Here is a 26,928-nt window from a genome sequence, read left to right as displayed (position 1 = left end):
GTATGTATAGATTTATTGAAGAAAAACAAATTGAAAAAGTTGTATTAGAATATGTCTTAAACCATAATCAAATGGAAGATCGATGCATAGATGTCCTTAAGGTAGCTTTTGATCAAATGATATCACGAATATTACTTCAGGTTAAACTCTATATAGAAAATATTAACCAGCTAAAAAACACGGAAAAAGTATACGATGTCATACAAGAGATAAAATCATGTTATACAACCTATTTGACACAAAACTTAGACCCTATTGAAGATATGGAAAGCCTTGAAATTATTAAAATGATTTATGATGTATTGGAAGATCAGAGAGAATCTTTTTTTGTTGAACGTGAAAATCCTTTGGAATATGAACGTACATTAATTGAATCGCTGGTTTTGCTAAAATCACAAGAAGCCCTAAAGAGTTTACGTGATGAGGCGATTAAAGAGTTTAAACTTCCCATAAGTACATATAATGACTACAAAAATATTTTAAAAGCATTTGTTCTAGATGCGTATTCGGGGATGCAACATAACCTAAAACGCATCGTAGAAAACCATGCAAAAGAGATCAATAATTATGAAAAGCGGTCAGATCTAATAGAGTATCTAAAAATCCTTCAGGAGCAAAAAAATATACTTGAAAGTTTTATTCATATTGACCTAAATATTGACTCGAACAGTGACTCAAATAATGAATCAAATAGTGATTTAGATGATTCGCAAAAACCGTTAGAGACACTGACCCATCAATTTATTTGGCCACTTCGCCATACCTATACGTCCATTTGTGAAGCGATAGAAGAAAGTGAACAATCGATTAAACAATGCGATGAAGTTGAATACAATTTTATAATAAAAAACATTGAAAATATTATCGAAAAAAATATTATGAATAATTCCAAATTGTCAACATTGATGGATGGTGTTGAAGCGAATAAGCAAAATACGATTGATTTGTTCTTAATGCATGTCAACGATGAACTAGTCAAAGTCAGTACAAAAGCAATCAATGATTTTAAACGTATCAGCCATCCGTTTGAGCTTATTTGTTTTCGATTAATTGAACACATGGGAACTACATTAGCTAAAATACAAGCGACAGACTATGATCAGGTTCAAACAGAGCATCATCAAAATATTATTAAAGGGGTCATTGATACTTTAATGCTTAAGTATGATGTCATCAAAGAAAAAAACGAAGATTTTCAAATGGAGCGAAAAACCAATCAGCTGGACGTGGCCAATAGGATGCTCGGATTTCGAAAAGAATTTGAAAAAAAATGTGCAGATTACTTAGAAGAAGCAATACAAGGCGATAGTAAGGACTTTGAACGAGTTCAAGCACGGTTTGATAAAATGGTTTTACAGACCATGGATGAAGCCTATGAAGGTGAAATCAGACATTTAAATAAAGACATCTTGTTCGAAATCAAAAGTTTTGAAGATATTATAGAGCAGTCTATTACTCGTATTATGGAAGACGAACAGGAGTTAGTCCAGACTTTTGGAATACAAATCTGTCAATTATTTGACAAAATGATTGGGGACTTAAAAAAGTATCAAATTGAGAGAATTTATCCTCAAGCTGGAGAAAAATTCAATGGGAAGATACATGAAGTTATACTTGTTGAAGAATCCTCTGACTTTAACAAAGGTCAGATTATACGCACTAAAAATAGTGGTTTTTCAATACAAGATCGTATTATCACACGTGCAAGTGTTGTCGCAGCAAAATAGGAGATGATATGAAGGTTACAGTATGGATGGAATTGGGCGAGAACAAAAGCGCATTCGCTATTGGTGATTATTTTGGGGAGAACTTAGAATATATCGATTTAACCGGTGGATATGGATCAATGCAGATCCCTCTTAAAATAGCGTATATTGAAGATGAAGATGCAGTCGTTTGTGGAGAAGAAGCAGATACGTTTGATAATGCGGTTTGGGCAGGGCTTACCCCTGAATGGACGGCTGATTTTATTCAGCACTGTCTTTATAAAATCTTGCAACAATATCATGGAGATATAGTAACCTCCCTTATTCTCATGAATGGCGCTGGATTTTCTGCAAAACACTGTCAAAGTGTTCAAAAAAAATTAGCAGAGCAAAATAGCATACAAATTCAATGGATTTCTTTAAAACAAGCACTTGTAGGTTATGGTTACGATCAAGGCCTTAACGATGCCTGGCTGACCTATTTTAATAGTACAAAAAGTATGCATTTTCACTTTGTAAAAGACGATTTGGAGAAAGAATATGTCGATGAAATAATACAAAGACCCACGGCACTTGAAGCGATTGATCAGTTCTATCTTCAAACGATTCAAGCTGCACATAGAAAGATATATAAAAAGGAGATTGATTTACAGCGCATTGAGCAGACATATAATGATCAGAAGATGCTTTTATATCGTCAAGTTCAATCGAAGCAAGATGTGAATTTATATACATCCATTTATTATCCTCCCAAAAAGATAACGATCACGTATGCGGAGTTTATTGTGTTTTTTGAACAATGGGTTCAAAAAAATACAATAGCATTGAATAGTGAGCTAACCCAGAGCATCATTAGTGGGGGATATAACCAGGAGATTTTTTGGCAAAAACTCATGGATGATGGAAGATACCAATATGATGAACATATGCTTTTTATAGGGGCTAAAGCATTCTTGAATTATCGAGATACACATAACGGCGATTTGTGTACGAGCACAAAGACACATTGGGGCTATGGAATCATTGATCAAGATAGACGACGTATTGTTTTTATTCGACCGGGACAGATATATCAAAAGCGTTATGTTATTGAACTGATTTTGACCGATTATCAACGAAGTGTCCCTTTTGTAAAATATGATGATAATATGCAAGAATCCCATCTGTTTAATTTATATATATATCCAAAGCATGCGACAACATATGTAACGATGACGTTGGAGATCAGTATTGAAGGACAGATCAAAGAGGTGAACTATGAGTATTGAACAGTATAAAAAAATAATTGAAGAACAAGGATTAGATGAAGATCTATATATACTGGGTATTGACTTGGGAACGACACACTCTGTGATTAGTTATTGGCACCAACAAAAGCATACACCTGAACCGATAGATATGAGTAATGGTTTTGGAAAAATTCCCTTACCTTGTGTTATTCAGTATCGTAAAGAAGAGTTAGATGAGGAGTGGATTGTTGGGACAGAAGCGCTCAATACCTATGTCATTTTTCCAGAAGCAACAGCAATGTCCATTAAAAGTTTTATGGGAACCAATCAACCCATCGTGCTCAATAGTCAATCGTTTTCCCCAGAAGAATTATCAGCCATGGTTCTACGTGCGCTTTTTAATCAAATAAAAAGTATGAACCCTAAAAGTTCAATAGCCGGAATTGTTGTTTCCGTACCGTATGATTTTGACGATGCGGCAAAGAAGGCAACGATTAGTGCGTGTCAACTTGCAGGGATTCAAGATGAACTCATATGTCTAATTGAAGAACCTAAAGCGGCGGCATTGACCTATAGCTATCACCATCCGTTTAATCCAGGAGAGAAGGTTATGGTTTTTGATTTTGGCGGTGGAACGCTGGATATTACGTTGTTTGGTGTTGAGCAGGTAAGTGCGCGTGAGCAAACACTAAAAGTGCTGAGTGAAGGAGGACAAGCTAAGCACGGTGGAGATATTCTTGATGCGCTTTTGTATGACTATTTCTTGCAGTGTATTCGAGATAAAGGGCATCCAATAGAGACGCTTTCCAAGGAAAATCATGCGGAAATAAAGATGCGTGCTCGTGAGACAAAAGAACGATTATCAGGCACTCAAAAAGTACGTGTACCCTTTGCATTTTGTGTACCTCCTTTTGTACTGAGTATGACGCGAGAAGATTTAGAGAGGGTTGGGCAAGCCTTTATAGATAAGACGAAACTGTTTGTTGTAAAAACATTACAAGAAGCGTATCAAGGAGCCATAAAGCCAGAAGATGTTGATCGGATTCTTTTGACAGGTGGTTCCTCTCAAATGCCTTGGATCAAAAAAATGATGATTCATCTTTTTCAAGATCAAGAAAAAATTTATGTTACAGACCGTCCCGCGTTAGATATATCCTTGGGAGCAACTATTTATGCAGCGATGAAAATGGGCGTGCATACGCAAACGGAGCTTACAACAGGACGACAATATATGAATTTTGAAGTGTGCGTACCTCATGATATAGGTTTTGAGATTGAAGTGGATGCAGTTAGAACATTCTATACAATGATTAGTCGAGGGACTCCATATCGATTAGCACGTCGTGCCCAAATATTTACGATTGATGGAGAGACGCAAGAGGATATGACACATCTATCGGTGCGAATACTTGAGCGCATCCATAAGGATAAGGGTGTGGATGGATGTAGTGTCATAGGTGATGTAGAAGTTGCCGGCTTACCACGTAGACCTCGTGGTCAAACACAGATAAAAGTAACGTTGTCGATAGATGAAGAGACAGGAACAATTCAGGGAGAAGTTGAAGACTTAGGTTATGGACAAAACTATTCCCCCTCAGGGTTTAAGCAGATGTTCATACCAAAACGACATCAAACAACAGTGGTACAAAGCGAAAGGTAGGTAAATATGGCATTTTTAGGGATTGATTTAGGAACAACCAATACAGTAGGAATGCTTTATGATGATCGGACAGACTTAATGGATGTTGTCAAAACAGACGGTGCACAAGAAGTGCTGCCATCGGTCGTTTGTTATCTTGAGGATGAGATATTGGTTGGAACAGAGGCTAAAAATAGTGCGGTGATTTACTCGGAAGAGACTATTTTTTCAGTTAAGCGTAAAATGGGTCAAGAAGAAGCGATTACTGTGGGAGGATACGAGCTATTACCAGAGGAAGTTAGTAGCGAAATCCTAAAAAAGATAAAAGACGCAGCCCAAGAACAAATAGGAGAGCCTATTGTTGAAGTGGTTATAACCCATCCGGCATATTTTAATGATCGCCAGATATATGCCACTAAAAAAGCCGGTATGCTTGCAGGATTTGAGATAGTCCATCTGTTAAGTGAACCGCTGGCGGCAGCTATTGAGTATGGATATAAGCAAAGTTACGTACAAAAAATTCTGATTTATGATTTGGGCGGAGGTACATTTGATGCTTGTGTGTTATCCGTGGCCCAAGATATATATGGGAACAATTCATTTCAAGAGTTGGCGGATGTAGGTGATATGAAGCTGGGCGGCGATGATTTTGATGAAGTGTTAGTACAAGCGATGGTAGAAGCTTTTGAAAAACAACATGGAGTAAGCATCTGTCAGTTTGAAGAGCTTGAACAAAAACAAATGATGCAAAAAATACGCATTGAAGCAGAACGGGCAAAGCGAGGGCTATCTGAGGCAAACAAAATGAGTGTCAATATTCATCCAATCACTATTGTTGATGGCATTCCATATCAATTAACTTTTGACATTACAAGGGATCAGTTTGAAGAGCTTATTCGTGAATATATTGAGCGAAGTATGGACGTGGTTGAATTGGCGCTGGAACGTTCTGGTGAGACAAAGGAGACGATTGATAAAGTGATATTAGTTGGCGGATCAACACTTGTGCCTATGGTAAAGCGTATTATTGCAGGGCATATAAAAGAACCCTACCGTGCCAAAGATCCGGCAAAAAGTGTAGCAATGGGAGCGGCTATCTATAATTATCTGATGCATTTGCCAAATAGCAGCGTTGAGATTGGACAAATTATGCGTCAGCATATAGGAACGCGAGCAATTATAAATGAAGCAACCGGACAAAAAGCACTTATTCCTATCCTTAAGATGGGAACAGAGATTCCATCAACTGCAACGGAAGATGGCTTTAAAGTGACGCGTGGAGCTCATGCTGTTTCGATTGACTGCTTTCAGTGGGAAGAAGGACATGAACAGACGAGTAAGTATATAGGGTCTGTCGTTTTAGAAAATATTACCGATGACAGCCAGTTATCCATTACCTATCAAATTGACCGAGATAATTTATTTGAAGTAGAAGTCGTGGACAAGATTAGCGGACATCAAGTCTGTCAAGCTTTTGATCGAACAAAGAGTGCTCCGGTTATTGACCATTCGCTGGCAAAAACTGCACCGGATATAACAGGGATGGACATTGTTTTTATCATTGATACAACAAGCAGTATGGATGTGTATATAGACGGAGTAAAAGAAAAAGCTATTGAATTTTCAAATCAGCTCCATCAAAAAGGCATTGACTATCAGTTGGGATTAATTGGCTATGGAGACTTAGGGGAACGTGAAAAGCCTAAAAAATACAAATGGACAAAAGATATAGAACGATTTCGTAAAAATGTGAAGAAGTTGCCGAGAAATTATGGCGGTGATATTCCAGAGTCAACCCTTGAAGCGGTAGAAACTGGGGTTGAGTATCTAAAAAAACGCCCTGTAGCCAATGCATACAAAGCATTTATTGTGATAACGGATGCTCCGCCACATATACCTACCCACAATGGTCGAGGTTTGGAGGACGCTATAAAAACAGTGAATGATGCAGGCGTTATCTGTTATGTTGTTGCAAAAAAAGATCCGGATAGTCTCTTAGCCTATTCACCTTTAGTAGGAGAATATGGACACTATTATTCTATGGATGAACCGTTTTATGATATTCTTGATGCGATAGCTAATAAGCTTGCACAGCTCGTACGTGTGGAGAAGGAGTAAGATATGGGGGTATTTTTGTGCCGACATAACCCAGCCGGTAGTGACCTTGTGTATCCTGAGCAAATAGAAGAACAACAGGCTAAGCGCTGGCATTATCTTGGTGATTATTTATTTGATACCCAACGATCCGATTATGGATTTAATGCATATTGGCAAGCATATCTTCACAAAGATGAAGAAGCACTGATTAATATGGGGATTTTACTTTTAAGATATGGTTTTGAACAAGAAGGACAACAATGTATTATTCATGGATATAAGAACAATCAATCACCCAAAGTACTCTATGTATATATCAAATGTATGCTGGTGTTTGGATGGGAAGATACAATAAATATTGATCAGTATATTGTCAAAATCGCTCATCACCCGGATGAAGATGCATTTGATTTTCTGGTTTGGTATTATCAGTTTATGGGTGAGACAGAACATAGCATAACGGCATTTTTACAATTAAAAGACGAAAAAAATCAGTTGAAATGGCTACGTTACTACCTGGCATATATGATTGGTATTGGAAAAGATATATATGCAGAAGTCATGATTAAGCATCTAAAAGAAAAATATCCGGAAGTCTATACAAAAGCATTGCTAGGCGCACATTTAGACTGTTCATCCTATGCATTTGTCATAGAGTATACGGATAATAATTCAGATTATGCGTTGTATCAATCGCTTGCGTATTATTCCATGAATCAAATCATATCATCAGTTGAAGCGGCAAATAGGATTCTATTGGAACAACTTTCTGACCAAGAACGTGTACTTGCGTATTATCATATGGCAAAGCTGGCAGAAGTCGGGTCGGATTTTCAGAGAGAGACACATTATTTGGAAGCGTTAGTGCATGAATGGAAGCAGCGCGAACGCTATATCAAAAAAGAAATACAAGCATACGCCATACGATTTTATACGTTGGATAAACAGTAGGGTGTAATATTATAGAATGGAATAGGAGCTTATGTTTAAAAAAATCATACAAAAAATCGGAAAACTCAAGTCAAGATTTAAGCCTTATGAAGAAGAGCTATTGCTTGGGATGGATGTGGAGACACTTTTAAAGGACCCCTATAAGAATGAAAAAATAAAAGATATGCTACGGGATAATGATGTGAGATTACAAGAACTATCACAACAATATCATCAGCAGATGAATCAGTTTATTGTCGTAGAACGAATAAAAATGGCCCATGAAGATACGAAAAGTTATTTGCATGACTTGTGCCGTCAGTTATCTGAATACAAAGTCGCCATAAAAGAAGCAGAAACAAAAAACACCCAGGCAAAAAATCGAGAGAACCCGCATATTCGCTTGGTATCAAAAGATATTGCCAAAGCGATACATGTATTAAAAGAACATGAAGAAAATCAAAACATGGTAAAAAAAGATTTGGATATTTTAGAAGGAGAAAAGCAAAGTTTACTCTTTCATTTTGGAAACTTAAGACGTGCCCTTTCTTTTTTAAAGTATTTTATGCTGGCGTTGGTTTTTATTACACTGATCGTAGGAATTGTATTGTCAACACTGGTCGTTGTCTATAATGAGAATGTGTTTTTACCAGCATTAATTAGTATTGTTACAGTATCCTTTTTATTTATATGGGGGTTTGTATTTAGACGCTACTGTGTCCATGAAATTAAGAAGAATCAGCTCCTACAAGAACGTGCCGTCAAGCTGTTGAATAAAACAAAATTAAAGTATATTCGTAATCAGCAACTTCTTGATTTTGAATATGAAAAATACCAAGTAAACAGCTCAGAAGTTCTTGAACTTCGTTATGAACATTACTTAGATGCACAGCAACAGCAAAGAAATTATGACCATATTCATCGCTCCATGCGAAATCTAAGTCGCGATATCGAGGACGTGATTAATAAGTTGCAAATCGAAGATATCGAGTTTGTAACCAAAAATGCAGAATATTTTGCAACTGCCAAAGGGCTTGAACGTCTATATGAAAAACATCAAGAAAAAAGAGCAATATTACAAAAAGATTTGCAAAAACTAGAACATGAAAAAGAGGTTCTGGAGAATTTATTGACAAAATAGATAAAATCCATTATGATTATAAACAAAATCAAATGTAAGATGCGTTGATGAAGAAGAGTACGTTAAAAGATTTGGCTCAGAGAAAGGAATCCATTGGCTGGAAGATTCCTGCAGTTGATTAGCGGAAGGTAGCTTCGGAGCAGATAAGTTAAGAACCACCTTATGGTGATAGGTTTATCCGGTTTGTGTCGTTATTCACACAAGAGTCTGATATATTATCAGAAATTAAGGTGGTACCACGGTCTTTTCGTCCTTTGCGAGAAGGCTTTTTTTATTTTACAGATACTATTGTGGAGGTCAATATGGCAAAAGAATTAGAAAAAAATTATGATCCAAAAAAAATGGAGCAACGCATTTATGATGAATGGATACAACAAGGCTATTTTCATGCACAACCCAATCCAGAAAAAAAGCCGTACACCATTGTAATTCCACCACCAAATATTACAGGAAAGTTGCATATGGGACATGCGCTTGATAATACATTACAAGATATATTGATTCGCTTTAAGCGTATGCAAGGTTTTGAAGCCCTTTGGCAACCGGGAACAGACCATGCGGCCATTGCAACAGAGGTAAAGATTGTTGAGAAGTTGGCTAAAGAAGGCGTTGACAAGGAATCCTTAGGTCGAGAAAAATTTATGGAAGAAGCATGGAAGTGGAAAGAAGAATACGGCGGTACCATTGTAGATCAATTAAAAAAACTTGGTGCATCATGTGATTGGGAACGTGAACGTTTTACTTTGGATGAAGGGTGTTCAGAAGCCGTATTGGATGTATTCCTAAAATATTATGAAAAGGGCTATATCTATAAAGGGGACAAATTAATTAACTGGTGTCCAAGCTGTCAAACTACTATTTCAGAAGCTGAAGTGGAACATATCGAAAAAAATGGACATTTTTATCATGTAGAGTATCCGGTCAAAGGGGAAGAGCGCCGATTACGTCTGGCAACGACTCGGCCGGAGACCATGCTAGGAGATACGGCTGTAGCGGTTCATCCTGACGATGAGCGATATGCTGATTTGGTGGGTAAGACAGTGATTCTTCCTTTGGTTGGTCGCGAGATTCCAATTATTGCCGATCATTATGTTGAGCAAGAATTTGGAACAGGTGTTGTAAAAATCACACCAGCCCATGACCCCAATGACTATGAGGTTGGAGCACGTCATGATTTAGAACAAATCAACATTATGAATGATGATGGTACTATCAATCAAAATGGTGGAGAATACGCTGGCATGGATCGATATGATGCGAGAAAAGCGATTGTGGCTCGGCTTAAAGACGAGGGCTATCTTGTAGAAATAGAAGACCATGTACATAATGTTGGAATGCATGACCGATGTAATACCGTTATTGAGCCACTTTTAAAATCTCAATGGTTTTTACGTATGGAAGAACTTGCACAACCGGCAATCCAAGCATTAAAGTCCGGTGAGCTTAAATTTGTGCCAGAACGTTATGGAAAAGTATATCTAAATTGGTTGGAAAACATCCGTGATTGGTGTATCTCGCGTCAATTATGGTGGGGACACCGTATTCCGGCATATTATTGTGACGACTGTGGCGAGACGATGATTAGTAAATCTTCGGTACATACATGCACAAAATGTGGAAGTACCAATGTATGGCAAGATGAAGATTCATTAGATACTTGGTTTAGTTCAGCGCTATGGCCATTTTCAACCCTAGGATGGCCGGAAAATACAGCTGAGCTTGAGTACTTCTATCCAACCAATGTGTTAGTTACCGGATATGACATTATTTTCTTCTGGGTTATTCGTATGGTCTTTTCAGGAATTGAATTCACTGGAAAATTACCATTTAATACAGTGCTCATTCATGGTCTGGTTCGAGATTCCGAAGGTCGTAAGATGAGTAAGTCTCTAGGGAATGGAGTAGATCCACTTGAAGTGATTAATGCATATGGATCTGATGCCCTTCGTATCAGCTTAGTTACCGGAAACTCACCGGGAAATGATATGCGTTTTTATTATGAACGCGTTGAGGCATCAAGAAACTTTGCTAATAAAATTTGGAATGCATCTCGATTTATTATGATGTATGATATAGAAAATATTCCTGAGACGATTGACCTTAGTGGATTGACAGAGGCTGATCGGTGGATTTTATCAAAAGCCAATGATTTAGCTAAAGACGTTACAGATAATATGGAAAAATATGAATTAGGAATTGCGGTGGAAAAATTAACCGAGTTTGTATGGGAAGAATTCTGTGACTGGTATATTGAGATGGTTAAACCACGATTATATAATGAAGCAGATGAAACAAGACAAGCGGCATTGTGGACATTAAAAACTGTCCTTGTACAAGCTCTTAAACTTTTACACCCATACATGCCATTTATTACAGAAGAAATCTACCAAACAGTTTTGAACACTCAAGCATCAATTATGGTTTCAGAATGGCCGACATTTGAAGATGCTTATCATTTTCCAAATGAAGAAGAAAGTATTTCTTTATTAAAAGAGGCAATCCATCAAATCCGTAACATTCGAGCAGAGATGAATGTATCACCAAAGAAAACAGCAAAGGCAATCGTTGTGAGTGATCAAGAAAAAGTTCGACAAATCTTTAGAGATGGAACGAAATTCTTTGAACCGCTAGCTTTTGCAAGTGAAGTCGTTGTTCAAGCAGATAAGCAAGGTGTTGAAGATGACTTCGTATCGGTGATTATACCGGGGGCAAATATCTTTATTCCATTTAATGAGCTTGTTGATATTGACCAAGAGATTAAACGCTTGGAGGGGGAAAAGAAAAAGCTTGAATCTGAAGTTGCACGGATTGTAAAAAAACTAAGTAATCAAGGATTTATAAGTAAAGCCCCAGAAGCTGTTGTTCAAGGGGAAAAAGAAAAGCAAGAAAAATATGAAGGTCTATTGGCACAAGTCAATGAACGTCTATCAAAATTGAAATAAAAAAAAGCCGCATATGCGGCTTTTTTATTTTTTATTCTGTAATCACATCACCATAACGGGTCAAGATTGTTTCAAAGCTAAGGACTTGATCACCACGAGATACACTGATTTTAATGGTATCACCAACAGACTTATCGGATAATGCATCAAAAAGATCGTCTGTATTCATGAGTTTTTGTCCATCAATTGAATAAATCACATCACCAGCTTCAATACCGGCATTGGCAGCAGCACTGTTTTCATAGACTTCGGTGACATAGATTCCAAATGGCATGCCTGTCTCACTATAAATCTGTTCGTTTATATCACTGATTTGGACACCTAAAAATGGTTTGTCATCACTCATGGCATACGCTACATCGTCGCCTGAACCGGTTTCAATGATACTATCAATAACGGGAAGTGCAATATGTACAGGAATGGAAAAGCCCATGCCTTCAACACTTTCATCAACGTACTTAGCGGTATTGATTCCAATTACTTCACCGCGGGAGTTTACAAGGGCACCACCGCTATTTCCTGGATTAATGGCTGCATCGGTTTGGATAAGGGTTAACGTAGAGTCAGAGATCTCAATCTCACGATTAACAGCACTAATGACACCTGTCGTTACAGTGTTGGAAAACTCTTTGCCTAGAGGATTACCAATGGCTACAGCAAGTTCTCCTACTTCCAAATCTTCAGAATCGCCAAAGGTAGCTACAGTAATATCAGAAAGCTCAGACTGATCAATATCATCCAAAGATACGGAGACAACTGCAAGGTCGCGTCGTGAGTCATAACCTATAATTTCCCCAGGTAAGTGGGTGTTATCTGAAAAAGTGACTTCAACACCTTTGGCATCTTTGATGACGTGATGATTTGTAATAACAAGTAAATCATCATCGCGAAGCTTATAGATAATTCCAGATCCAGTACCTTCTGTTTCAAATGTTCGATTGCTAAAAAAGCTGTTTTGATTTACAAGATAAGTACTTGTGATGGTTACTACCGAAGGTCCGGCAGTCTTAGCAATGGAAGATACAATGTTATCGGATTCATATAGCGTCGAATTTGTCGTTACGACAGGTTCAATTTGGTTAACATCAAAGCTCAGTCTTTTTGCTTGGGCCTGTATAAGCTGCGGTGTCAGTTGATCTCCAAGGTATAATGCTGTTGAGTATCCCGCGCCAAAAACGATTCCACCCAAGAATACAAATACAACAAAGAGAGCAACAAAACGAGGGAATGAACGTTTTCGTTTTTTTGGTTCTTGACTTGAAGGTGGTTCTTGAGTCTCTCTATAATCGACATCTTGTGGTGAGGTGTAATTGTAGCTAGGTGGATACGATCTATAGGGTGAGTGATTGTCTGAGGTTGCATTGTTTTCATTGGGGTTATCCTCCTTTTGGTAAATTGGGTCGATATTTTCAAATTTATCGTTCATCATATCATGCTCCTTTCTTATGATAATGATTTGTTTTTTTCTATGTTTATACTATAATATAATAGTTAGTCAAAAAAAGGATGAAAATATGAATAAATTATGAACAAATACAATGATTGATGGAGACAAAAATGGATAAAGAACAATTGTACCAACTTGATACATTAATGAAAGCTATTCCATTATATGGAAAAAAAGTAGGCCTTCGAAATATTGAACGTATTATAACGGAATTAAATACAATAATACCGCTTGTAGAATATCTAAATTCAGTGCATGTCATACATGTCACTGGAACCAATGGGAAAGGATCTGTCTGTAAGATGCTCAGCGAAATATATACAGAACAAGGATATTGTACGGGATTGTTTACATCTCCACATATTGATGTCATTACAGAACGAATTCAAATCAATAACAACAATGTCTCAGGAGAACTATTTTATGACGGATATCAGGCAGTTCTAAAAATTTGTGAAAGACTTAAGACAGAAGACATTGAACCGACATTTTTTGAATGGGTATTTTCCATTGCACTTTATTGTTTTTATATGAAAAAAGCAAAAGTGCTAGTTATTGAGGTGGGAATAGGAGGGCGATTAGATACAACGAATATCCTTCCGAAAAAAGAATTAAGTGTCATTACATCTGTTGGCTTAGATCATCAGGATATACTAGGAAATACGTTAACAGATATTGCTATAGAAAAAATCGGTATTTTGCCAAAAAATGGGCGGTTAGTTTTAGGAAAGATTGATAAAGAGGCAGAGAAGGTTATTCGACAAATCGCGGTAAAAAAAGAAGCACTGGTCTATAATATTCAGCCAAATGCCTATGAAATTATGGATTTTACCGATAAAAGCATTGATTTTTCTGTACATAACAAGTATTATAATTATGAGCGCTTACATCTAAATACCAGTGCACATTATCAGATAAACAATGCGTTAATTGCTTTACTTTGCATACATGTATTACAAGATGTTCTTTTGGTAGATGAAAGTTCTGTCAAGTCGGGGTTAGATCGTTTTTTTTGGCCAGGAAGATTTGAACGTATTCAGGAAGGAATCTATATTGATGGTGCGCACAATGTACTTGGAGTAACGACATTATTAGAATCGATAGCATTGCTAAGTGAATCTAAATCTTATGATTTGTTATTGGGAATGAAGCAGCATAAGGATTATAAAGCGGTTATTCGCCTGCTTTTACAATCAGGATGGTTTAAGAACATTTATTTAGTGGAGTTATCTGGGGGAATTGGAGTTTCAAAACAAGAACTGTATGATGAAGTCAGCCAATACTCTGATTCGGTTTACTATGTAGAGGATTTGCAACAATTTTTACAGGAACGATTATATAAACAAAGTGCGTTGCGTTTATTAGCAACAGGGTCTTTGTTCTTAACGAGTGATATACGAAAAATACTTCAAGAGGAGGAAGCTAATGATTAATTTTGAAGAGGAAATCAAAAAATTCAAACCGTGTTTAGAAATTGAAGAGGCAGAAGAGGCGATATATTCATATCAGACGAAAGATATCGTTGATATTTTAACAGAAATGATTAAAGAAATGAACGGCAATGAAAAGAGAAAATAAACTACGTAGAAAAGGATGAAAAACATGTTGAATCAATGCCCAAAATGTGGACAAAAATTAAATGAAAAATCACACTGTGATTCATGTAATATTACGTATCGTTCATTTCGCCTCATTAAAGAAGTATCTAAAAGTCTCTACAACGAAGGCCTTCAAAAATCAAAAATGCGAGACTTGAGCGGTGCAGTTGAAAGTTTAAACCGTAGTATTAAATATGATAAACGTAATGTAGATGCAAGAAATTTACTTGGATTGGTTTATTTTGAATTAGGTGAGACGGTAATGGCACTGCGTCAGTGGGTCATTAGTCAAAATATTCAGCCAGAGTTAAATGTAGCTTCTAATTATCTCAAGGTCATTCAAGATAATCAAATCAATCTGGATCGTTTGAATTCTGCGATTAAAAAATATAATCAAGCTTTAGGCTATATTAATCAAAATTCAAGAGATTTAGCAATTATTCAATTAAAAAAGGTGATTTCATTAAATCCTAAATTTGTAAAAGCATATACGCTGTTAGCTCTTTTATATATTAAGGAAGAAGAGATTAGTCGAGCGAAAAATATATTGCTCAAGGTACTTTTGATTGATAAGACGAACTATGCTGCACGTAAATATTATGAAGAATTATTTGATGACAACAAAGAAGAGGCGGTTGTTGTTGAGCCTCAAGAAGAAATAAAAAAGAACAAGAAAAAGTTAAAACGTCAGATTGCAATTAATCAGTCCGTACAGCAATTTGGAGCATTAGTATTTGGACTGGCTATTGGTGCCGCTTTAGTTTTCTTCCTATTAATGCCAGGACGTGTCGGACAGTTAAATGATGAGATTGAACAATATCAGACGGATTTAGTAAAAAGTGAAAATGAGGCAAAGGCGCTTGAAGCCCAAAAAAGTGAAAACGAGGCAACGATTCGTACCTTAGAAGCTGAGCTTGAACAAGCGATTACGGATAATGAACAGTTATCACAAAAAGATGGACAAGTACAGCAAATGCTGATGAGTGTGACTTACTATCTGCAAGATGACCTGCCCAATGCAGCAGCAGCCTTGTCAAATGTGAATATTAATGACAGCACCGATGGTACATTAAATAATCTGTATACACAATTGGCAGAAGTTATTTTACCAGAGGTGGCTAGGACAGAATATAATGCAGGGTATTCGGCATATAATAGTGGAAGATATCAAGAAGCTGTTGATCATCTGGAAGTCTCTATCCGTTATGCAAAGAATGCAACATACTCTCACTATGCCGTCTATTACTTAGGACGTAGTTATCAGTTTTTAGACCGACCGGAAGATGCGATTGAACAGTTTAAATATCTCCTTGCAAATTACCCAAGTTCGAATACGAGAGGTTGGGCAGAAAACCAAATTCGGATTTTGGGAGGAAAACTAGACTAATCAATCATTTGCTTCTATGAGGGAGGAGTTTTATATGATTCGAGGCGTAGGCGTATCAGAGGGCATCGTATATGGCAAGATAGTTAAAAAAAAGCAGTATCCAAAGACTGTGTTAAAGCAATCGATTGATAATGTTGACCAAGAGATAAAGCGCCTGGAAGATGCAGTACGTAATTATCAAGAATATCTTGCAAAGATTTATACAAAAAGTATGAATATCTTGAGTGAAGAAGAAGCCAAAACATATCAAAAACACCTAGAAATTTTGAAAGAATCGGTGATTATTAGTAGTGTCAAAAAACAGATTCGAGATCAACAGGTGAATGCGGAATGGATTTTGGAAGAAGTAAAGAATAAATATGACGTTATCTATCATCGTGTTGATGATAACTTCTTAAAGAAGAAGGCAGAATATATTAAAAAGGTTACAAAAGGGTTGATTCATCAACTTTCTTATGAAGGACATCATTTTTTTGGTGAATTGCATGAAGGCAAAATTATTGTTGCTAATGCATTGTCAGCAGCGGACTTAATTGAATTAGAACAAGGTCATGTTCTAGGGATTATTCTTGAACAAGACGCTCAGCATTCTTTTGGTGTAGCTTTAGCTAAGAACTGGGATATTCCTTGTATTGTACAAGCAAAAAATATTTTGGAGAAAATAGAAGATGAAGATGACATTATTATGGATGGGAAAAAGGGAGAAGTTATTATTCGCCCTTCATCTGAGGTTATCCGATTAGTCCAAAATAAAATCCGTAAAAAAGAGAGTCATGAAGGGCATTACGATCAATATGTAACGGCAAAGACACAGACAAAAGATGGATATAGAATGAAGCTTAATGCGATTGCATCAAATATTGAGGAAGTTGAACAGGCAATAAAGCATGGAGCAGAGCATATTGGTGTTTTTCGCACAGAAGCGATTTTTATAGGACGTCATCAGATGCCGGATGAAGAAGAACAGTTCTTATATTATCAAGAAGCGGTTAAAGCTTCAAAAGGTAAGCGGATTTGCTTTCGGACCTTTGATTGTCATGGAACAAGTGATTTGCCATATATTCATTTTCCGGAGGAAAAGAATCCGTCCCTTGGATTGCTTTCAACACGGATTGCATTAAACCACCGTGAAATTTTATTGACTCAAATTAAGGCCATCTTAAGAGCGAGTGTGTTTGGAGATGTGCGTTTTGTAATCCCAATGATTGCATCGATTGATGAGCTTCTTGATATACGATTAATTATTGAAGAAGCTATGCTAGAGCTTGATGTTAAGCATGAAGAATATAATAAAGCCATTTCATTTGGCGTGATTTTAGAAACCCCTTCTGTCGCTTTGATCACACATATTTTTGCCCAGGAACTCGGGTTTGTATATGTTGATCTTGATGATTTGCTACAGTACACAACCGGAGTTGATCCAAGTAATGAGATGACGTATGATTTATTTGACGAATTTCATCCTGGATTTTTACGTTTACTAAAAAGTATGGTTAGAGGCGCCCATCGAGAAGGAACACCTATCGATTTTATTGGAGATATTGCTTCCAATCCTTTGTTGATTCCTTTGTTTATTGCACTGGGGGTTGACGGATTAAGTACTGTCTCAGCTGAGATTGCACGTATACGATGGGAAGTCAATTCAACGCATAAGCGTGAATGGGGAAAAATCATGCGTGAGGTTTATTTTATGGGGTCAGGAAAAGACATAAAAATGCGCCTCGAAAAGAAATATGGTGAACTGTTTTTATGGTCAAACCAGTAACATAAACTATTGACAGATAGCCATTTATATATTATATTTGATAAGGAAAAAGATAAAAAGCGATGAACGAAAAAGTAAGCAACAACCAATCTCATAGAGAGGATAACAGTGGTGGAAGTTGTCTAGATAAGTGTTGCCCAAGTGCATTCGGGAGCTGCTATAGCGAAGCAGATGTAGTTATAGTCGGAGGTCTACACGTTATCGTAGAAAGAGTGAAAGGTGTTTGAATTTTAACAGCTTTTAAATAGAGTGGAACCACGCATAAGCGTCTCTTATCATTGATAAGAGACTTTTTTATTTACTATAGGATAGTCCAACTATAGCTAGGAGGTTTACATGAATATCTTTAGTTACATCAGAGAAGAAATCAATGTTATAAAAGAAAGAGATCCTGCTATAAAAAAAACGATGGAAGTGTTTTTATATCCAAGCTTTCATGCGATACTTCGATATAGGCTGGCACATTGGTTTTATGTGCATAAACGTTATGTTCTTGCACGATGGATTTCTCAACGCGCTTTGCATAAGACAGGGATTGAAATTCATCCGGGAGCAAAAATCGGAAAAGGTCTTTTTATTGATCATGGTCATGGCGTTGTGATTGGGGAAACTACAATTATTGGAGACGATGTGACCATTTATCAAGGAGTTACTCTTGGAGGAACAGGAAAAGAACACGGAAAACGTCATCCGACTATTGGTAACAATGTTATGATTAGTGCTGGTGCCAAGGTTCTTGGTTCATTCGAGGTTGGAGATGATGCAAAAATAGGCGCCGGGTCTGTGGTGTTACGTGCTGTACCGCCAAATGCTACCGTTGTGGGAATACCGGGACGTGTTGTTCGTGGTGAAGCAAAAGCAAAGCATCCTCAAGATGCGCTAGATCAAGTACATCTTCCAGACCCTGTACGTCAAGAAATATGTAAGCTGATTATTCGATTGGAAAATGTTGAAAAGAAGTGTGGAGGGCTGGATGCTGAGATGCTACAAGCACTTGAAGATGAAAGGTGTCAACTATGTCCAGATAATCCGTCACTAAACTAAAGATGAAAAGGAATGATATAAAGATGAAAATATATAATACACTAACACGTCAAAAAGAAATGTTTGAACCCTTAGAACCTGGAAAAGTAAAAATGTATGTATGTGGACCAACGGTATATAATTACATTCATATAGGTAACGCTCGACCATTTATTATATTTGATGTAGTACGTCGTTATCTTGAATATAAAGGCTATGATGTAACGTATGTACAAAACTATACAGACATTGATGATAAGATTATTCAACGTGCAATTGAGGAACAATTAACTACGGATGAGATCGCAAGTAAATATATAAGTGAAGTCGAGCATGATACATCCCGTCTTGGCGTTAAACCTGCAACTTACCATCCAAAAGCAACGCAAGAGATGGAAGGTATTATTGCTATGATTCAAGCGCTTATTGATAAAGGGGTAGCCTATGAAGTCGATGGAACGGTATATTTTGAATCAAATAAATTCAGTGGATATGGGAAATTATCGAAAAAAAATATTGAAGATTTAGAATCCGGGAAGCGTATAGCTGTTGAAGAAGGGAAGAAAAATCCAACAGACTTTGTGTTATGGAAACCAAAAAAAGACAATGAGCCTTATTGGGAGTCACCATGGAGTCAAGGACGACCAGGTTGGCACATTGAATGTTCAGCTATGGCGAAGCGTTACTTAGGCGATCGTATTGATATTCATGCGGGTGGTACTGATTTGGTCTTCCCACACCATGAAAATGAGATTGCACAAAGTGAATGTGCCAACGGCGTAGAGTTTGCAAAATATTGGATGCACAATGGATTTATTAATGTGAATAATGAAAAAATGTCAAAGTCTAAAGGTAATTTTTTTACTGTTCGAGATATTGCACAGACAGTGCCATATGATGTGATTCGCTTTTTTATTGTCAGTGCACATTATCGCAGTCCCATTAACTTTAGCGAGATGCTTATGGATGCGGCAGGACGAAGCCTTGAACGAATTAAAACAGGTTATGACCATCTTCAAGAATTAACACAACTGCTTAAAAATAAAAATGAGCAGTCTCATCCAGTATCCATGGACGAACAAAAAATTCTGGACAAGTTTATGCAACAATTTGAGCGTGCAATGGACGATGACTTTAATACATCGGATGCAGTATCAACACTGTTTGATATGGTCAAATATATTAATACAGAATTAGAGACATCAACGAACCTGATTTTTATAGAGAATTTTAATGAATGTTTTGTACAACTTTGTGATATACTAGGAGTATCTTATAAGCGTGAACAAGTCATCTTAGATGAAGAGATTGAAGCGCTTATTGAAAAAAGACAACAAGCAAGAAAAAATAGAGACTTTGCGTTAGCTGATCAAATCCGGGATGAACTTCAAGAACAGGGAATTGTTCTGGAAGACACGCGTGAAGGTGTACGCTTTAAACGTATATAAACATATTGAGGTGTGTGTGTGGAGAAGTTTATTGAAACCTTTTTAAAACAAGCAGGAGAAGATTTTGATGCAATAGACATCAAACAATATTCACCATTAACATTAGCTTACTTAGGTGATTCTGTTTATGATTTTTTGATAAAATTTTATATTGTACAGCAAGGAAACCGTTCAGTTAATGAATTACATGCATTAACAAAAAAGTATGTAAAAGCATCTGAACAGGCAAAGATTTTGAATCACATTATGCCTAGCCTTTCCAAAGAGGAACAGCGGATTGTTAAATGGGGACGAAATGCCAAGAGCCAGTCAGTCCCTAAACATGCAACACGAAGTGACTATCAGATGGCAACGGCATTTGAATGTTTGTTAGGATATTTAGCAATGACAAAAAACTATCAGCGACTGCTAGAATGTGTAGTCAAGGGGATTAAACATGAGTAAACAATCAACAACTTTGATTAGAGGGACACTGATATTAACACTAGCCGGAATTTTTGCAAAAATCATTAGTGCATTTTATAAAGTGCCTCTCGAACGTTTTACCGGTACAGTTGGTCTTGGGTATTATCAAAATATTTATGGCCTATATAGTTTGTTAACTGCGGCTTCATTGATAGGTATTCCAAATTCGATTTCTAAGTTAGTGGCTGAAGAAATAGCAAAAAATAACTATCGAAAAGCACATGATATTTTTCGATATGCTTTAATTATAACGGGCTCCATTGGTTTGTTGATTTCAGGAGTATTAATCTTTTTAGGAGATGGAATACGCCAAGTTATGGATTGGGATGATGGAAGCCAATATGCACTTTTGGGAATGGGTATTGCACCTTTTTTTATATCAATTGCAGGGGCTATTCGTGGATACTTGCAGGGAATGCAGCAGATGGCACCGACAGCGATTTCACAAATCATTGAAAATACCGTCAAAGTCATTATAGGAATCAGCTTAGTGTATATACTCCTAGAACAAGGTTATGATATTCCGGTTGCCATTGGTGGTGCGGCATTAGGTGTGTCCTTAGGCTTTGTGTTTTCCGCCTTTTTCTTACTCATGGCATATTTGAAACAACACAAAGAGATTATGCTTAAGGTAGGAACACAAAGTTCAGATGAACATTTTAGCAAGGTGTTTAAAAAGATTGCCATGATTGCTGTTCCGATTACGGTAGCAAGTGCAGCTTTATCCATTATGTTGGCCATTGATGCAGCAACGCTTCCCAAACTTCTAAATACACAGGTGTTTATGGAGGGGGAGTGGTTATCGGAAGGGACCTACATTAATGGAATTATCGGTAAGATTCAGACCATTATTAATGTGCCCTTAGTTTTAAGTGTATCCCTGATTATAAGCATCGTACCGACCATTTCTGCAACGAATGCACGAGAGACAAAAGATGCGCTTAAGAAAAAAATTATTGAAGGTATAGAGATTGCCGTAAAACTTGCTTTACCGGCAACTTTTGGTATTGCAATTCTTGCCAAGCCGATTCTTAACTTTGTGTATCAAGAACCGGAAGGTTATCGTTATCTTCAGATTATGGCGGTTGGATTGGTATTCATGATTTTGGGTCAATCAATGACAGGAATATTACAGGGGTTATCAAAGTACTATACAGCACTAAACATTGTCTTGGTGAGTGCCCTCGTTAAATTGATTCTTAATGTGTTTTTTATTCAAACAGAAATGAATGGATACGGTGTCACATTGGCTACAGTGATTTACTATATGCTTATTACAATTCTTAGTTATTATAATATAAAAAAATGTGTGGACATAAAAACGAACATTTTTCATACGTATGGAAAACCTCTTATTGCATCTTCAATTATGGGAATCTTTACGTATCTGGGATATCTAGGCATACATTTTTTGCTTCATAGCAATGCGGCAGCCTTATTGATGAGTGTGTGTATTGGCATTATCGTCTATTTGGTGGCCATGATTATGTTAAAAGCATTCTCCGAAGAAGAACTTTTACTCATTCCGCGAGGCAATAAGCTGGTAGAATGGTTTGCCAAAGATAAAAAAATATAGAAGAAGGAAGAAGGAACACAATGAATAAACAAGAGAACAATTCGTCATCCCTCATTATTGAAGGGAGAAATGCAGTTAACGAGGCTTTAAAAGCTGATCGAAGCATTGACAAACTTTTTATACAAGATCAAGTCAGTAAAGAAGGTCCCTTAAAAAGTATTATTGCAAAAGCTAGAAAAAAAGGGATTGTTATTAACTTTGAATCCAAGGAACGTTTGGATGCTCGAGCAAGCTCACATAAGCATCAAGGCGTCGTTGCTTATGTGGCGGCTTATGATTACGTATCTATTGATGATATCCTTGCTATTGCTGAGAAAAAAGGGGAATCGCCATATGTTATGATTCTTGATGGAATTGAAGATCCCCACAATTTAGGCGCAATCATTCGTACGGCTAATGTGGTTGGAGTACATGGTGTGATTATCCCTAAAAGACGCGCAGTTGGTTTGACGGACACTGTAGTAAAAACAAGTGCAGGAGCCATTGAATATACCCCAGTATGTAAAGTGACCAATATCTCTCAAGCGATACAAGAGCTTAAAGATAAAGGGCTGTGGATTGTTGGGGCGGACATGGATGGACAGATAATGTATGATGTAGATATGAAGGGTGCCCTTGCGATTGTTATTGGAAGTGAAGGGGAAGGTTTATCTAAATTAGTACGGGAGCATTGTGACTTTGTTGCGCAAATTCCTATGCAAGGTGAAATTTCTTCTTTGAATGCATCGGTTGCAGCTGGCGTTCTTATGTATGAGGGATATAGACAACGCCGAGGGTAACATGTTATACTGTACGTTAAACATGAATGAATAATAGATAAGGTTAGAGTGGAGGCGATGACTTGGAGCAGTTAGAACAGTTAGAAGCGTTTCAGTCAATGGTAGATGAAGAGTTGGTTGAGCAGATTCGTCAAGACAATGATTTAGCCATAGATTTTTTAATGAATAAGTATAAGTTACTTGTTGAAAAAAAAGCCAAAACATATTTTTTAATGGGAGCAAGCAAAGAAGACATTATACAAGAAGGGATGATTGGCTTATTCAAGGCTATTCGTGACTATAATCCGAATAAAGAAGCCAGTTTTTTTTCCTTTGCAGATTTATGTATTACTAGACAGATGATAACTGCAGTTAAAGCAGCAACACGTCAAAAACATATGCCGCTCAATACATATGTATCTTTGAACAAACCGTCGTATCAAGATGAAGAGGACCGTCCGGAATTAATTGATTCTGTATCCAACGAAAAAGTAACGGATCCGGAAGAACTATTAATTGGACGAGAAAATCTTCATATTATTGAATATGAACTTACAAAAAAATTAAGTCCTTTTGAAAAAGAAGTATTGCAGTTATATATCGATGGGACCAGTTATACTGAGGTTGCGGCTATTATGAAGCGTCCGATTAAGTCAATTGACAATGCTTTACAACGTATTAAGAAAAAAGTTGAAAAAATACTACTTGAAAAAAATGTATAATTGTGTATAATAGTAAAGGCAGTAGGTAATAAGCTCCTATGGCACAGTAGGTAGCGCGCATCCATGGTAAGGATGAGGTCACCGGTTCGAATCCGGTTAGGAGCTTAAGGAAGGCTCTTTGTTAATTGTTGGGGGAACCCCTAAAATACAACTAGCCATTTAGGCTCAAGTGAGAAATCACTTGAGCCTTTTTATGTTATTGGACTATGTTTATAAAGTATATTTGTGCAATAGTAACAATAAAGCGTTGAAATATGTATTAAAATTAGATATATGCATATTTGTAAAATTGTGATATCATATTTACTGTCATAGTTACTCGAGTAACTATTTTTTAAAGCTTTTGGTTACGCGCGTAACCAAAATATAGGAGGTGTTGAGATGGCAACAAGAAAAGATGTAGCAGAAAGGGCGGGGGTATCCGTTGCAACAGTATCATATGTTGTTAACAAAAGTAAGAATGTAACACCTGAAGTTAAACAACGTGTATTAGATGCAATCGATGCATTAAATTATCGTCCGAATTTGGTGGCGAGAAGTTTAGTGACGCAAAAGACGCGACATGTAGCAATGCTTGTAGATAATTTAAAAAATCCATATTACTGTGAAATGCTTGAAGGAGCTCAGCAAATAGCAGCAGAACAAGGCTATATTGTTTCGGTTATATCTGTAGACTTATCGAATGAAGAAAGTGTACTTGAATTAGCAAGTAGAGGTGTTGATGGGGTTATTTGGGCGGTAGCGAACCCAAATGTTAAAATGAAACACAAAATCAAGATACCATGTGTGACAACAGGAGATTATGTTTTTATAGACTATAAGCAAGCAATGTATGACATGGTTGATTGTTTGGTGAAAAATGGGCATTCAGATATAGCTTTTTTAAGTGGAATTACCCTTGATCCGTCAATTAATTTTAGGTTCAAATACTTTGTTGAAGCTTTAAAAGCGAAAGGGTTAGAAGTGGATACAGATTTAAATATAGAAGTTAATAATGATGGAAAGACAAATGAGGAGTCGGGAGAAATTGCTATGGAGACTTTATTGGAAAAGAAAACGAAATTCTCTGCAGTCTTTGCACTTAATGATTTAATGGCTATGGGAGCAGCTACTATTTTACGAAAAGAGGGATTATCTATACCTGAAGATGTTTCTATTGTAGGATGTGACCATATATCCGTTTTAAAGAGAATGTCACCCTCGCTATCAACAATTGATACACAAGCATTTAATACAGGAGAAAACTTGATGCAATTACTAATTGACACAATCAACACCGCACCTAAAAAGCATCAAATCATAAAAACAGAGTTTATTTGTAAAGAGAGTATTGGGAAAAAGAAATAAATCTATCGAAAATATTTTAAGGAGGTCATTAATGAAAAGACAGTTAAATAAAATTATGGGGATTGTTTTAATTTTTCTATTGACGATTGGAAGTGTCGCTGGATGTTCAAATACAGAAAGCAATCAAGGAAAAGAAGAAACAGACACTCAACAGGTGGCTGCTGAGTCCGAGGCAAAACAACAAACGATAACAATTAATACTCAAGCTGGCGTAGGTGTAGAAGAAGCTTGGAATGCTGTTGCTGCAGCATATTCAAAAAAGCATCCAAATGTTGATGTAATTGTGGATTTAAAACCATCAGAAGGTTATGGAGAATGGGTTCAAAATATTTTTACAACACAAAATCCATCAACAGATATTATCAATATCAACTTAGCGGGTTCAGCCGCAATTGGAAAATCCATCAATTTTATGGAGTATGCAGATAGCATTAGTCCTTATTCAGATATCCCATGGACAGAACAATTTAATTATTCAATGCAAGTTCGTGATTTGGCACGTGGCGAGTGGACGGCATTAAGTTTAGATTCTGTTCAAGTTATCTGGTTATATAATAAAGATATTTTTGAAAAGGTTGGTATTGAAGCACCACAGACGTGGGATGAACTTATAAAGGCATGTGAACAAATATATGCAGCAGGTTATCAACCGATTTCAATACCTGGTGATTTTAATAGTTTCTGGTCGGAAAAAATGGGTTGGTTAGCTCAGATATATGCAGATCAAACAACGCGTTCAATGATTAATGTTTTTCGGGCTCAAGAAGGCGATTACTGTTATGATCCAGATGTTGACGGTACATGGAAATATGATCCTTCAGATCCATACAATGATGATAATTGGAAAGTCAATTATAATGCTGTTCGAGCTTTTAAGGCTGTTAAAGAAGGGATATATGCACCCGATTCAGTGGGAATGAAAACCGTATGGGAAAATTTTGCGAAAGTATTTCCGCAGTATGCTGGTGGAGATGCATTTTTTGGAACAAAAGATGGAATACCTTTGTTTTATCAAGGAAAAGCAGCTATCACAGTAGACGGTGCTTGGAGATTAGTTCATTTTCAAAAAGATATGGACAAGGTATCATCAGGTGAAGAACTTAAAACAGCAGACGATCAAGTGATTGAAGGTATAAAGTCATTTGAATTAGGAACTTTTAATATGCCATCGATGGAGGGAGAAGGTATAGAGGCACCGGCGCGAACGATCGAAGTGGCGAATGGTTTCTTGGGAGCAATCAAAAAAGATAAGGAACATGATGCACTTGTCGTTGATTTCTTAATGTATTTATCATCTAAAGAAGGTCAAACAATTTACCTCAATGCGGGGGTAGATGCAGATATGGTTCCAAACGGACCATCCTTAGTGTATGGTGTTGAATTACCAAGTAAGATTGCGGACTCATATGCAGACTTAGAATTTATAGGAAATGCACAAAAGGGATACAGTCAAATGTTAGCTCGTGGAATGGCAGGCAGCCAAGGCGATATTCAAGAATCCTATCGTTTATTTTATGACTACTCTTATGATTACTTAAATGGAGATATTTCAGTTGACGAATGGTTACAGGCGCATAAGGAAAATATACAAACATATTTACCAGAAGCAATGAAAACATCGGGAATCAGTGAAACAGATTTGGAAAATCCGCAAAGTGCACCTACAGGACAATAATGATTTTATGGATTCCTCTCACATGAGAGGAAT

At 36.9% G+C, this 26,928-nt stretch carries 20 protein-coding genes, 1 tRNA gene and 2 other annotated features; of the genes, 20 read left to right on the top strand and 1 reads right to left on the bottom strand.

The window, feature by feature from the left end; translation table 11 throughout:
- Positions 1-2: 2 nt before the first annotated feature.
- The 7 genes from grpE to QBE53_11615 all read left to right on the top strand — a co-directional run bounded on the left by grpE (position 3) and on the right by QBE53_11615 (position 11,684).
- A complete protein-coding gene (grpE, locus tag QBE53_11645; protein ID WZL80456.1) occupies positions 3-1,727 on the top strand; it encodes a nucleotide exchange factor GrpE in 1,725 nt (574 codons plus the stop codon).
- An 8-nt stretch (positions 1,728-1,735) separates the two neighbouring features.
- Positions 1,736-2,974 (top strand): hypothetical protein, encoded by a 1,239-nt coding sequence (locus QBE53_11640; GenBank protein WZL80455.1) that lies wholly within the window; start codon positions 1,736-1,738, stop codon positions 2,972-2,974.
- Entirely contained in the window at positions 2,964-4,595 is a 1,632-nt protein-coding gene (locus QBE53_11635) for an Hsp70 family protein (protein WZL80454.1), read from the top strand. The genes QBE53_11640 and QBE53_11635 overlap by 11 nt, the downstream gene beginning before the upstream one ends.
- A gap of 6 nt (positions 4,596-4,601) precedes the next feature.
- Positions 4,602-6,692 carry an Hsp70 family protein gene (locus QBE53_11630; GenBank protein ID WZL80453.1) on the top strand — a complete coding sequence of 697 codons (2,091 nt, stop codon included), beginning with the start codon at positions 4,602-4,604 and terminating at the stop codon, positions 6,690-6,692.
- A 3-nt stretch (positions 6,693-6,695) separates the two neighbouring features.
- On the top strand, positions 6,696-7,622 hold the full coding sequence (locus tag QBE53_11625; GenBank protein WZL80452.1) for a hypothetical protein: 927 nt from the start codon (positions 6,696-6,698) through the stop codon (positions 7,620-7,622).
- Positions 7,623-7,653: 31 nt separating this feature from the next.
- A complete protein-coding gene (locus QBE53_11620) occupies positions 7,654-8,742 on the top strand; it encodes a hypothetical protein (GenBank protein WZL80451.1) in 1,089 nt (362 codons plus the stop codon).
- 35 nt (positions 8,743-8,777) lie between these two features.
- Positions 8,778-9,000, top strand: a binding site (T-box leader).
- 44 nt (positions 9,001-9,044) lie between these two features.
- Entirely contained in the window at positions 9,045-11,684 is a 2,640-nt protein-coding gene (locus QBE53_11615) for a valine--tRNA ligase (GenBank protein ID WZL80450.1), read from the top strand.
- A gap of 31 nt (positions 11,685-11,715) precedes the next feature.
- Here QBE53_11615 and QBE53_11610 read toward each other — a convergent pair whose 3' ends face one another.
- A complete protein-coding gene (locus QBE53_11610; protein WZL80449.1) occupies positions 11,716-13,113 on the bottom strand; it encodes a trypsin-like peptidase domain-containing protein in 1,398 nt (465 codons plus the stop codon).
- A 128-nt stretch (positions 13,114-13,241) separates the two neighbouring features.
- Between QBE53_11610 and QBE53_11605 the strand changes: the two genes are divergently transcribed.
- The 13 genes from QBE53_11605 to QBE53_11545 all read left to right on the top strand — a co-directional run bounded on the left by QBE53_11605 (position 13,242) and on the right by QBE53_11545 (position 26,895).
- Positions 13,242-14,564 (top strand): Mur ligase family protein, encoded by a 1,323-nt coding sequence (locus tag QBE53_11605; GenBank protein ID WZL80448.1) that lies wholly within the window; start codon positions 13,242-13,244, stop codon positions 14,562-14,564.
- Positions 14,557-14,709 (top strand): hypothetical protein, encoded by a 153-nt coding sequence (locus tag QBE53_11600; GenBank protein ID WZL80447.1) that lies wholly within the window; start codon positions 14,557-14,559, stop codon positions 14,707-14,709. The genes QBE53_11605 and QBE53_11600 overlap by 8 nt, the downstream gene beginning before the upstream one ends.
- 24 nt (positions 14,710-14,733) lie before the next feature.
- Positions 14,734-16,116 (top strand): tetratricopeptide repeat protein, encoded by a 1,383-nt coding sequence (locus QBE53_11595; protein WZL80446.1) that lies wholly within the window; start codon positions 14,734-14,736, stop codon positions 16,114-16,116.
- 34 nt (positions 16,117-16,150) lie between these two features.
- Positions 16,151-17,881 (top strand): phosphoenolpyruvate--protein phosphotransferase, encoded by a 1,731-nt coding sequence (gene ptsP, locus QBE53_11590; GenBank protein ID WZL80445.1) that lies wholly within the window; start codon positions 16,151-16,153, stop codon positions 17,879-17,881.
- A gap of 53 nt (positions 17,882-17,934) precedes the next feature.
- Positions 17,935-18,157 (top strand) — a binding site (T-box leader).
- Positions 18,158-18,217: 60 nt separating this feature from the next.
- Complete coding sequence (gene cysE, locus QBE53_11585; protein WZL80444.1) at positions 18,218-18,925, top strand: serine O-acetyltransferase; 708 nt, start codon at positions 18,218-18,220, stop codon at positions 18,923-18,925.
- A gap of 23 nt (positions 18,926-18,948) precedes the next feature.
- Complete coding sequence (gene cysS, locus QBE53_11580) at positions 18,949-20,352, top strand: cysteine--tRNA ligase (GenBank protein ID WZL80443.1); 1,404 nt, start codon at positions 18,949-18,951, stop codon at positions 20,350-20,352.
- An 18-nt stretch (positions 20,353-20,370) separates the two neighbouring features.
- Positions 20,371-20,796 (top strand): ribonuclease III domain-containing protein, encoded by a 426-nt coding sequence (locus QBE53_11575; protein ID WZL80442.1) that lies wholly within the window; start codon positions 20,371-20,373, stop codon positions 20,794-20,796.
- Positions 20,789-22,393 carry a polysaccharide biosynthesis protein gene (locus QBE53_11570; protein ID WZL80441.1) on the top strand — a complete coding sequence of 535 codons (1,605 nt, stop codon included), beginning with the start codon at positions 20,789-20,791 and terminating at the stop codon, positions 22,391-22,393. The genes QBE53_11575 and QBE53_11570 overlap by 8 nt, the downstream gene beginning before the upstream one ends.
- Before the next feature lie 20 nt (positions 22,394-22,413).
- Complete coding sequence (gene rlmB, locus QBE53_11565; GenBank protein ID WZL80440.1) at positions 22,414-23,172, top strand: 23S rRNA (guanosine(2251)-2'-O)-methyltransferase RlmB; 759 nt, start codon at positions 22,414-22,416, stop codon at positions 23,170-23,172.
- A gap of 62 nt (positions 23,173-23,234) precedes the next feature.
- Positions 23,235-23,873 (top strand): RNA polymerase sporulation sigma factor SigH, encoded by a 639-nt coding sequence (sigH, locus tag QBE53_11560; protein WZL80439.1) that lies wholly within the window; start codon positions 23,235-23,237, stop codon positions 23,871-23,873.
- 32 nt (positions 23,874-23,905) lie between these two features.
- Positions 23,906-23,978 (top strand) — tRNA-Thr (locus QBE53_11555).
- A gap of 276 nt (positions 23,979-24,254) precedes the next feature.
- Positions 24,255-25,220, top strand: a complete 966-nt coding sequence (locus QBE53_11550; protein WZL80438.1) for a LacI family DNA-binding transcriptional regulator — start codon at positions 24,255-24,257, stop codon at positions 25,218-25,220.
- Positions 25,221-25,251: 31 nt separating this feature from the next.
- A complete protein-coding gene (locus QBE53_11545) occupies positions 25,252-26,895 on the top strand; it encodes an ABC transporter substrate-binding protein (GenBank protein ID WZL80437.1) in 1,644 nt (547 codons plus the stop codon).
- Positions 26,896-26,928 lie beyond the last annotated feature (33 nt).

This window comes from Vallitaleaceae bacterium 9-2 (genome assembly GCA_038396585.1).
GTDB lineage: Bacteria > Bacillota > Clostridia > Lachnospirales > Vallitaleaceae > UBA1351.
The sequence above is the reverse complement of the archived record's forward strand: the minus strand, read 5'-3'. Positions and strand labels throughout refer to the sequence as shown.

Excerpts from the sequence above, each read along its gene's own strand:
- grpE (WZL80456.1), top strand. The coding sequence starts at position 3 with ATGTATAGATTTATTGAAGAAAAACAAATTGAAAAAGTTGTATTAGAA.
- QBE53_11640 (WZL80455.1), top strand. The coding sequence starts at position 1,736 with ATGAAGGTTACAGTATGGATGGAATTGGGCGAGAACAAAAGCGCATTC.
- QBE53_11635 (WZL80454.1), top strand. The coding sequence starts at position 2,964 with ATGAGTATTGAACAGTATAAAAAAATAATTGAAGAACAAGGATTAGAT.
- QBE53_11630 (WZL80453.1), top strand. The coding sequence starts at position 4,602 with ATGGCATTTTTAGGGATTGATTTAGGAACAACCAATACAGTAGGAATG.
- QBE53_11625 (WZL80452.1), top strand. The coding sequence starts at position 6,696 with ATGGGGGTATTTTTGTGCCGACATAACCCAGCCGGTAGTGACCTTGTG.
- QBE53_11620 (WZL80451.1), top strand. The coding sequence starts at position 7,654 with ATGTTTAAAAAAATCATACAAAAAATCGGAAAACTCAAGTCAAGATTT.
- QBE53_11615 (WZL80450.1), top strand. The coding sequence starts at position 9,045 with ATGGCAAAAGAATTAGAAAAAAATTATGATCCAAAAAAAATGGAGCAA.
- QBE53_11610 (WZL80449.1), bottom strand. The coding sequence starts at position 13,113 with ATGATGAACGATAAATTTGAAAATATCGACCCAATTTACCAAAAGGAG.
- QBE53_11605 (WZL80448.1), top strand. The coding sequence starts at position 13,242 with ATGGATAAAGAACAATTGTACCAACTTGATACATTAATGAAAGCTATT.
- QBE53_11600 (WZL80447.1), top strand. The coding sequence starts at position 14,557 with ATGATTAATTTTGAAGAGGAAATCAAAAAATTCAAACCGTGTTTAGAA.
- QBE53_11595 (WZL80446.1), top strand. The coding sequence starts at position 14,734 with ATGTTGAATCAATGCCCAAAATGTGGACAAAAATTAAATGAAAAATCA.
- ptsP (WZL80445.1), top strand. The coding sequence starts at position 16,151 with ATGATTCGAGGCGTAGGCGTATCAGAGGGCATCGTATATGGCAAGATA.
- cysE (WZL80444.1), top strand. The coding sequence starts at position 18,218 with ATGAATATCTTTAGTTACATCAGAGAAGAAATCAATGTTATAAAAGAA.
- cysS (WZL80443.1), top strand. The coding sequence starts at position 18,949 with ATGAAAATATATAATACACTAACACGTCAAAAAGAAATGTTTGAACCC.
- QBE53_11570 (WZL80441.1), top strand. The coding sequence starts at position 20,789 with ATGAGTAAACAATCAACAACTTTGATTAGAGGGACACTGATATTAACA.
- rlmB (WZL80440.1), top strand. The coding sequence starts at position 22,414 with ATGAATAAACAAGAGAACAATTCGTCATCCCTCATTATTGAAGGGAGA.
- QBE53_11550 (WZL80438.1), top strand. The coding sequence starts at position 24,255 with ATGGCAACAAGAAAAGATGTAGCAGAAAGGGCGGGGGTATCCGTTGCA.
- QBE53_11545 (WZL80437.1), top strand. The coding sequence starts at position 25,252 with ATGAAAAGACAGTTAAATAAAATTATGGGGATTGTTTTAATTTTTCTA.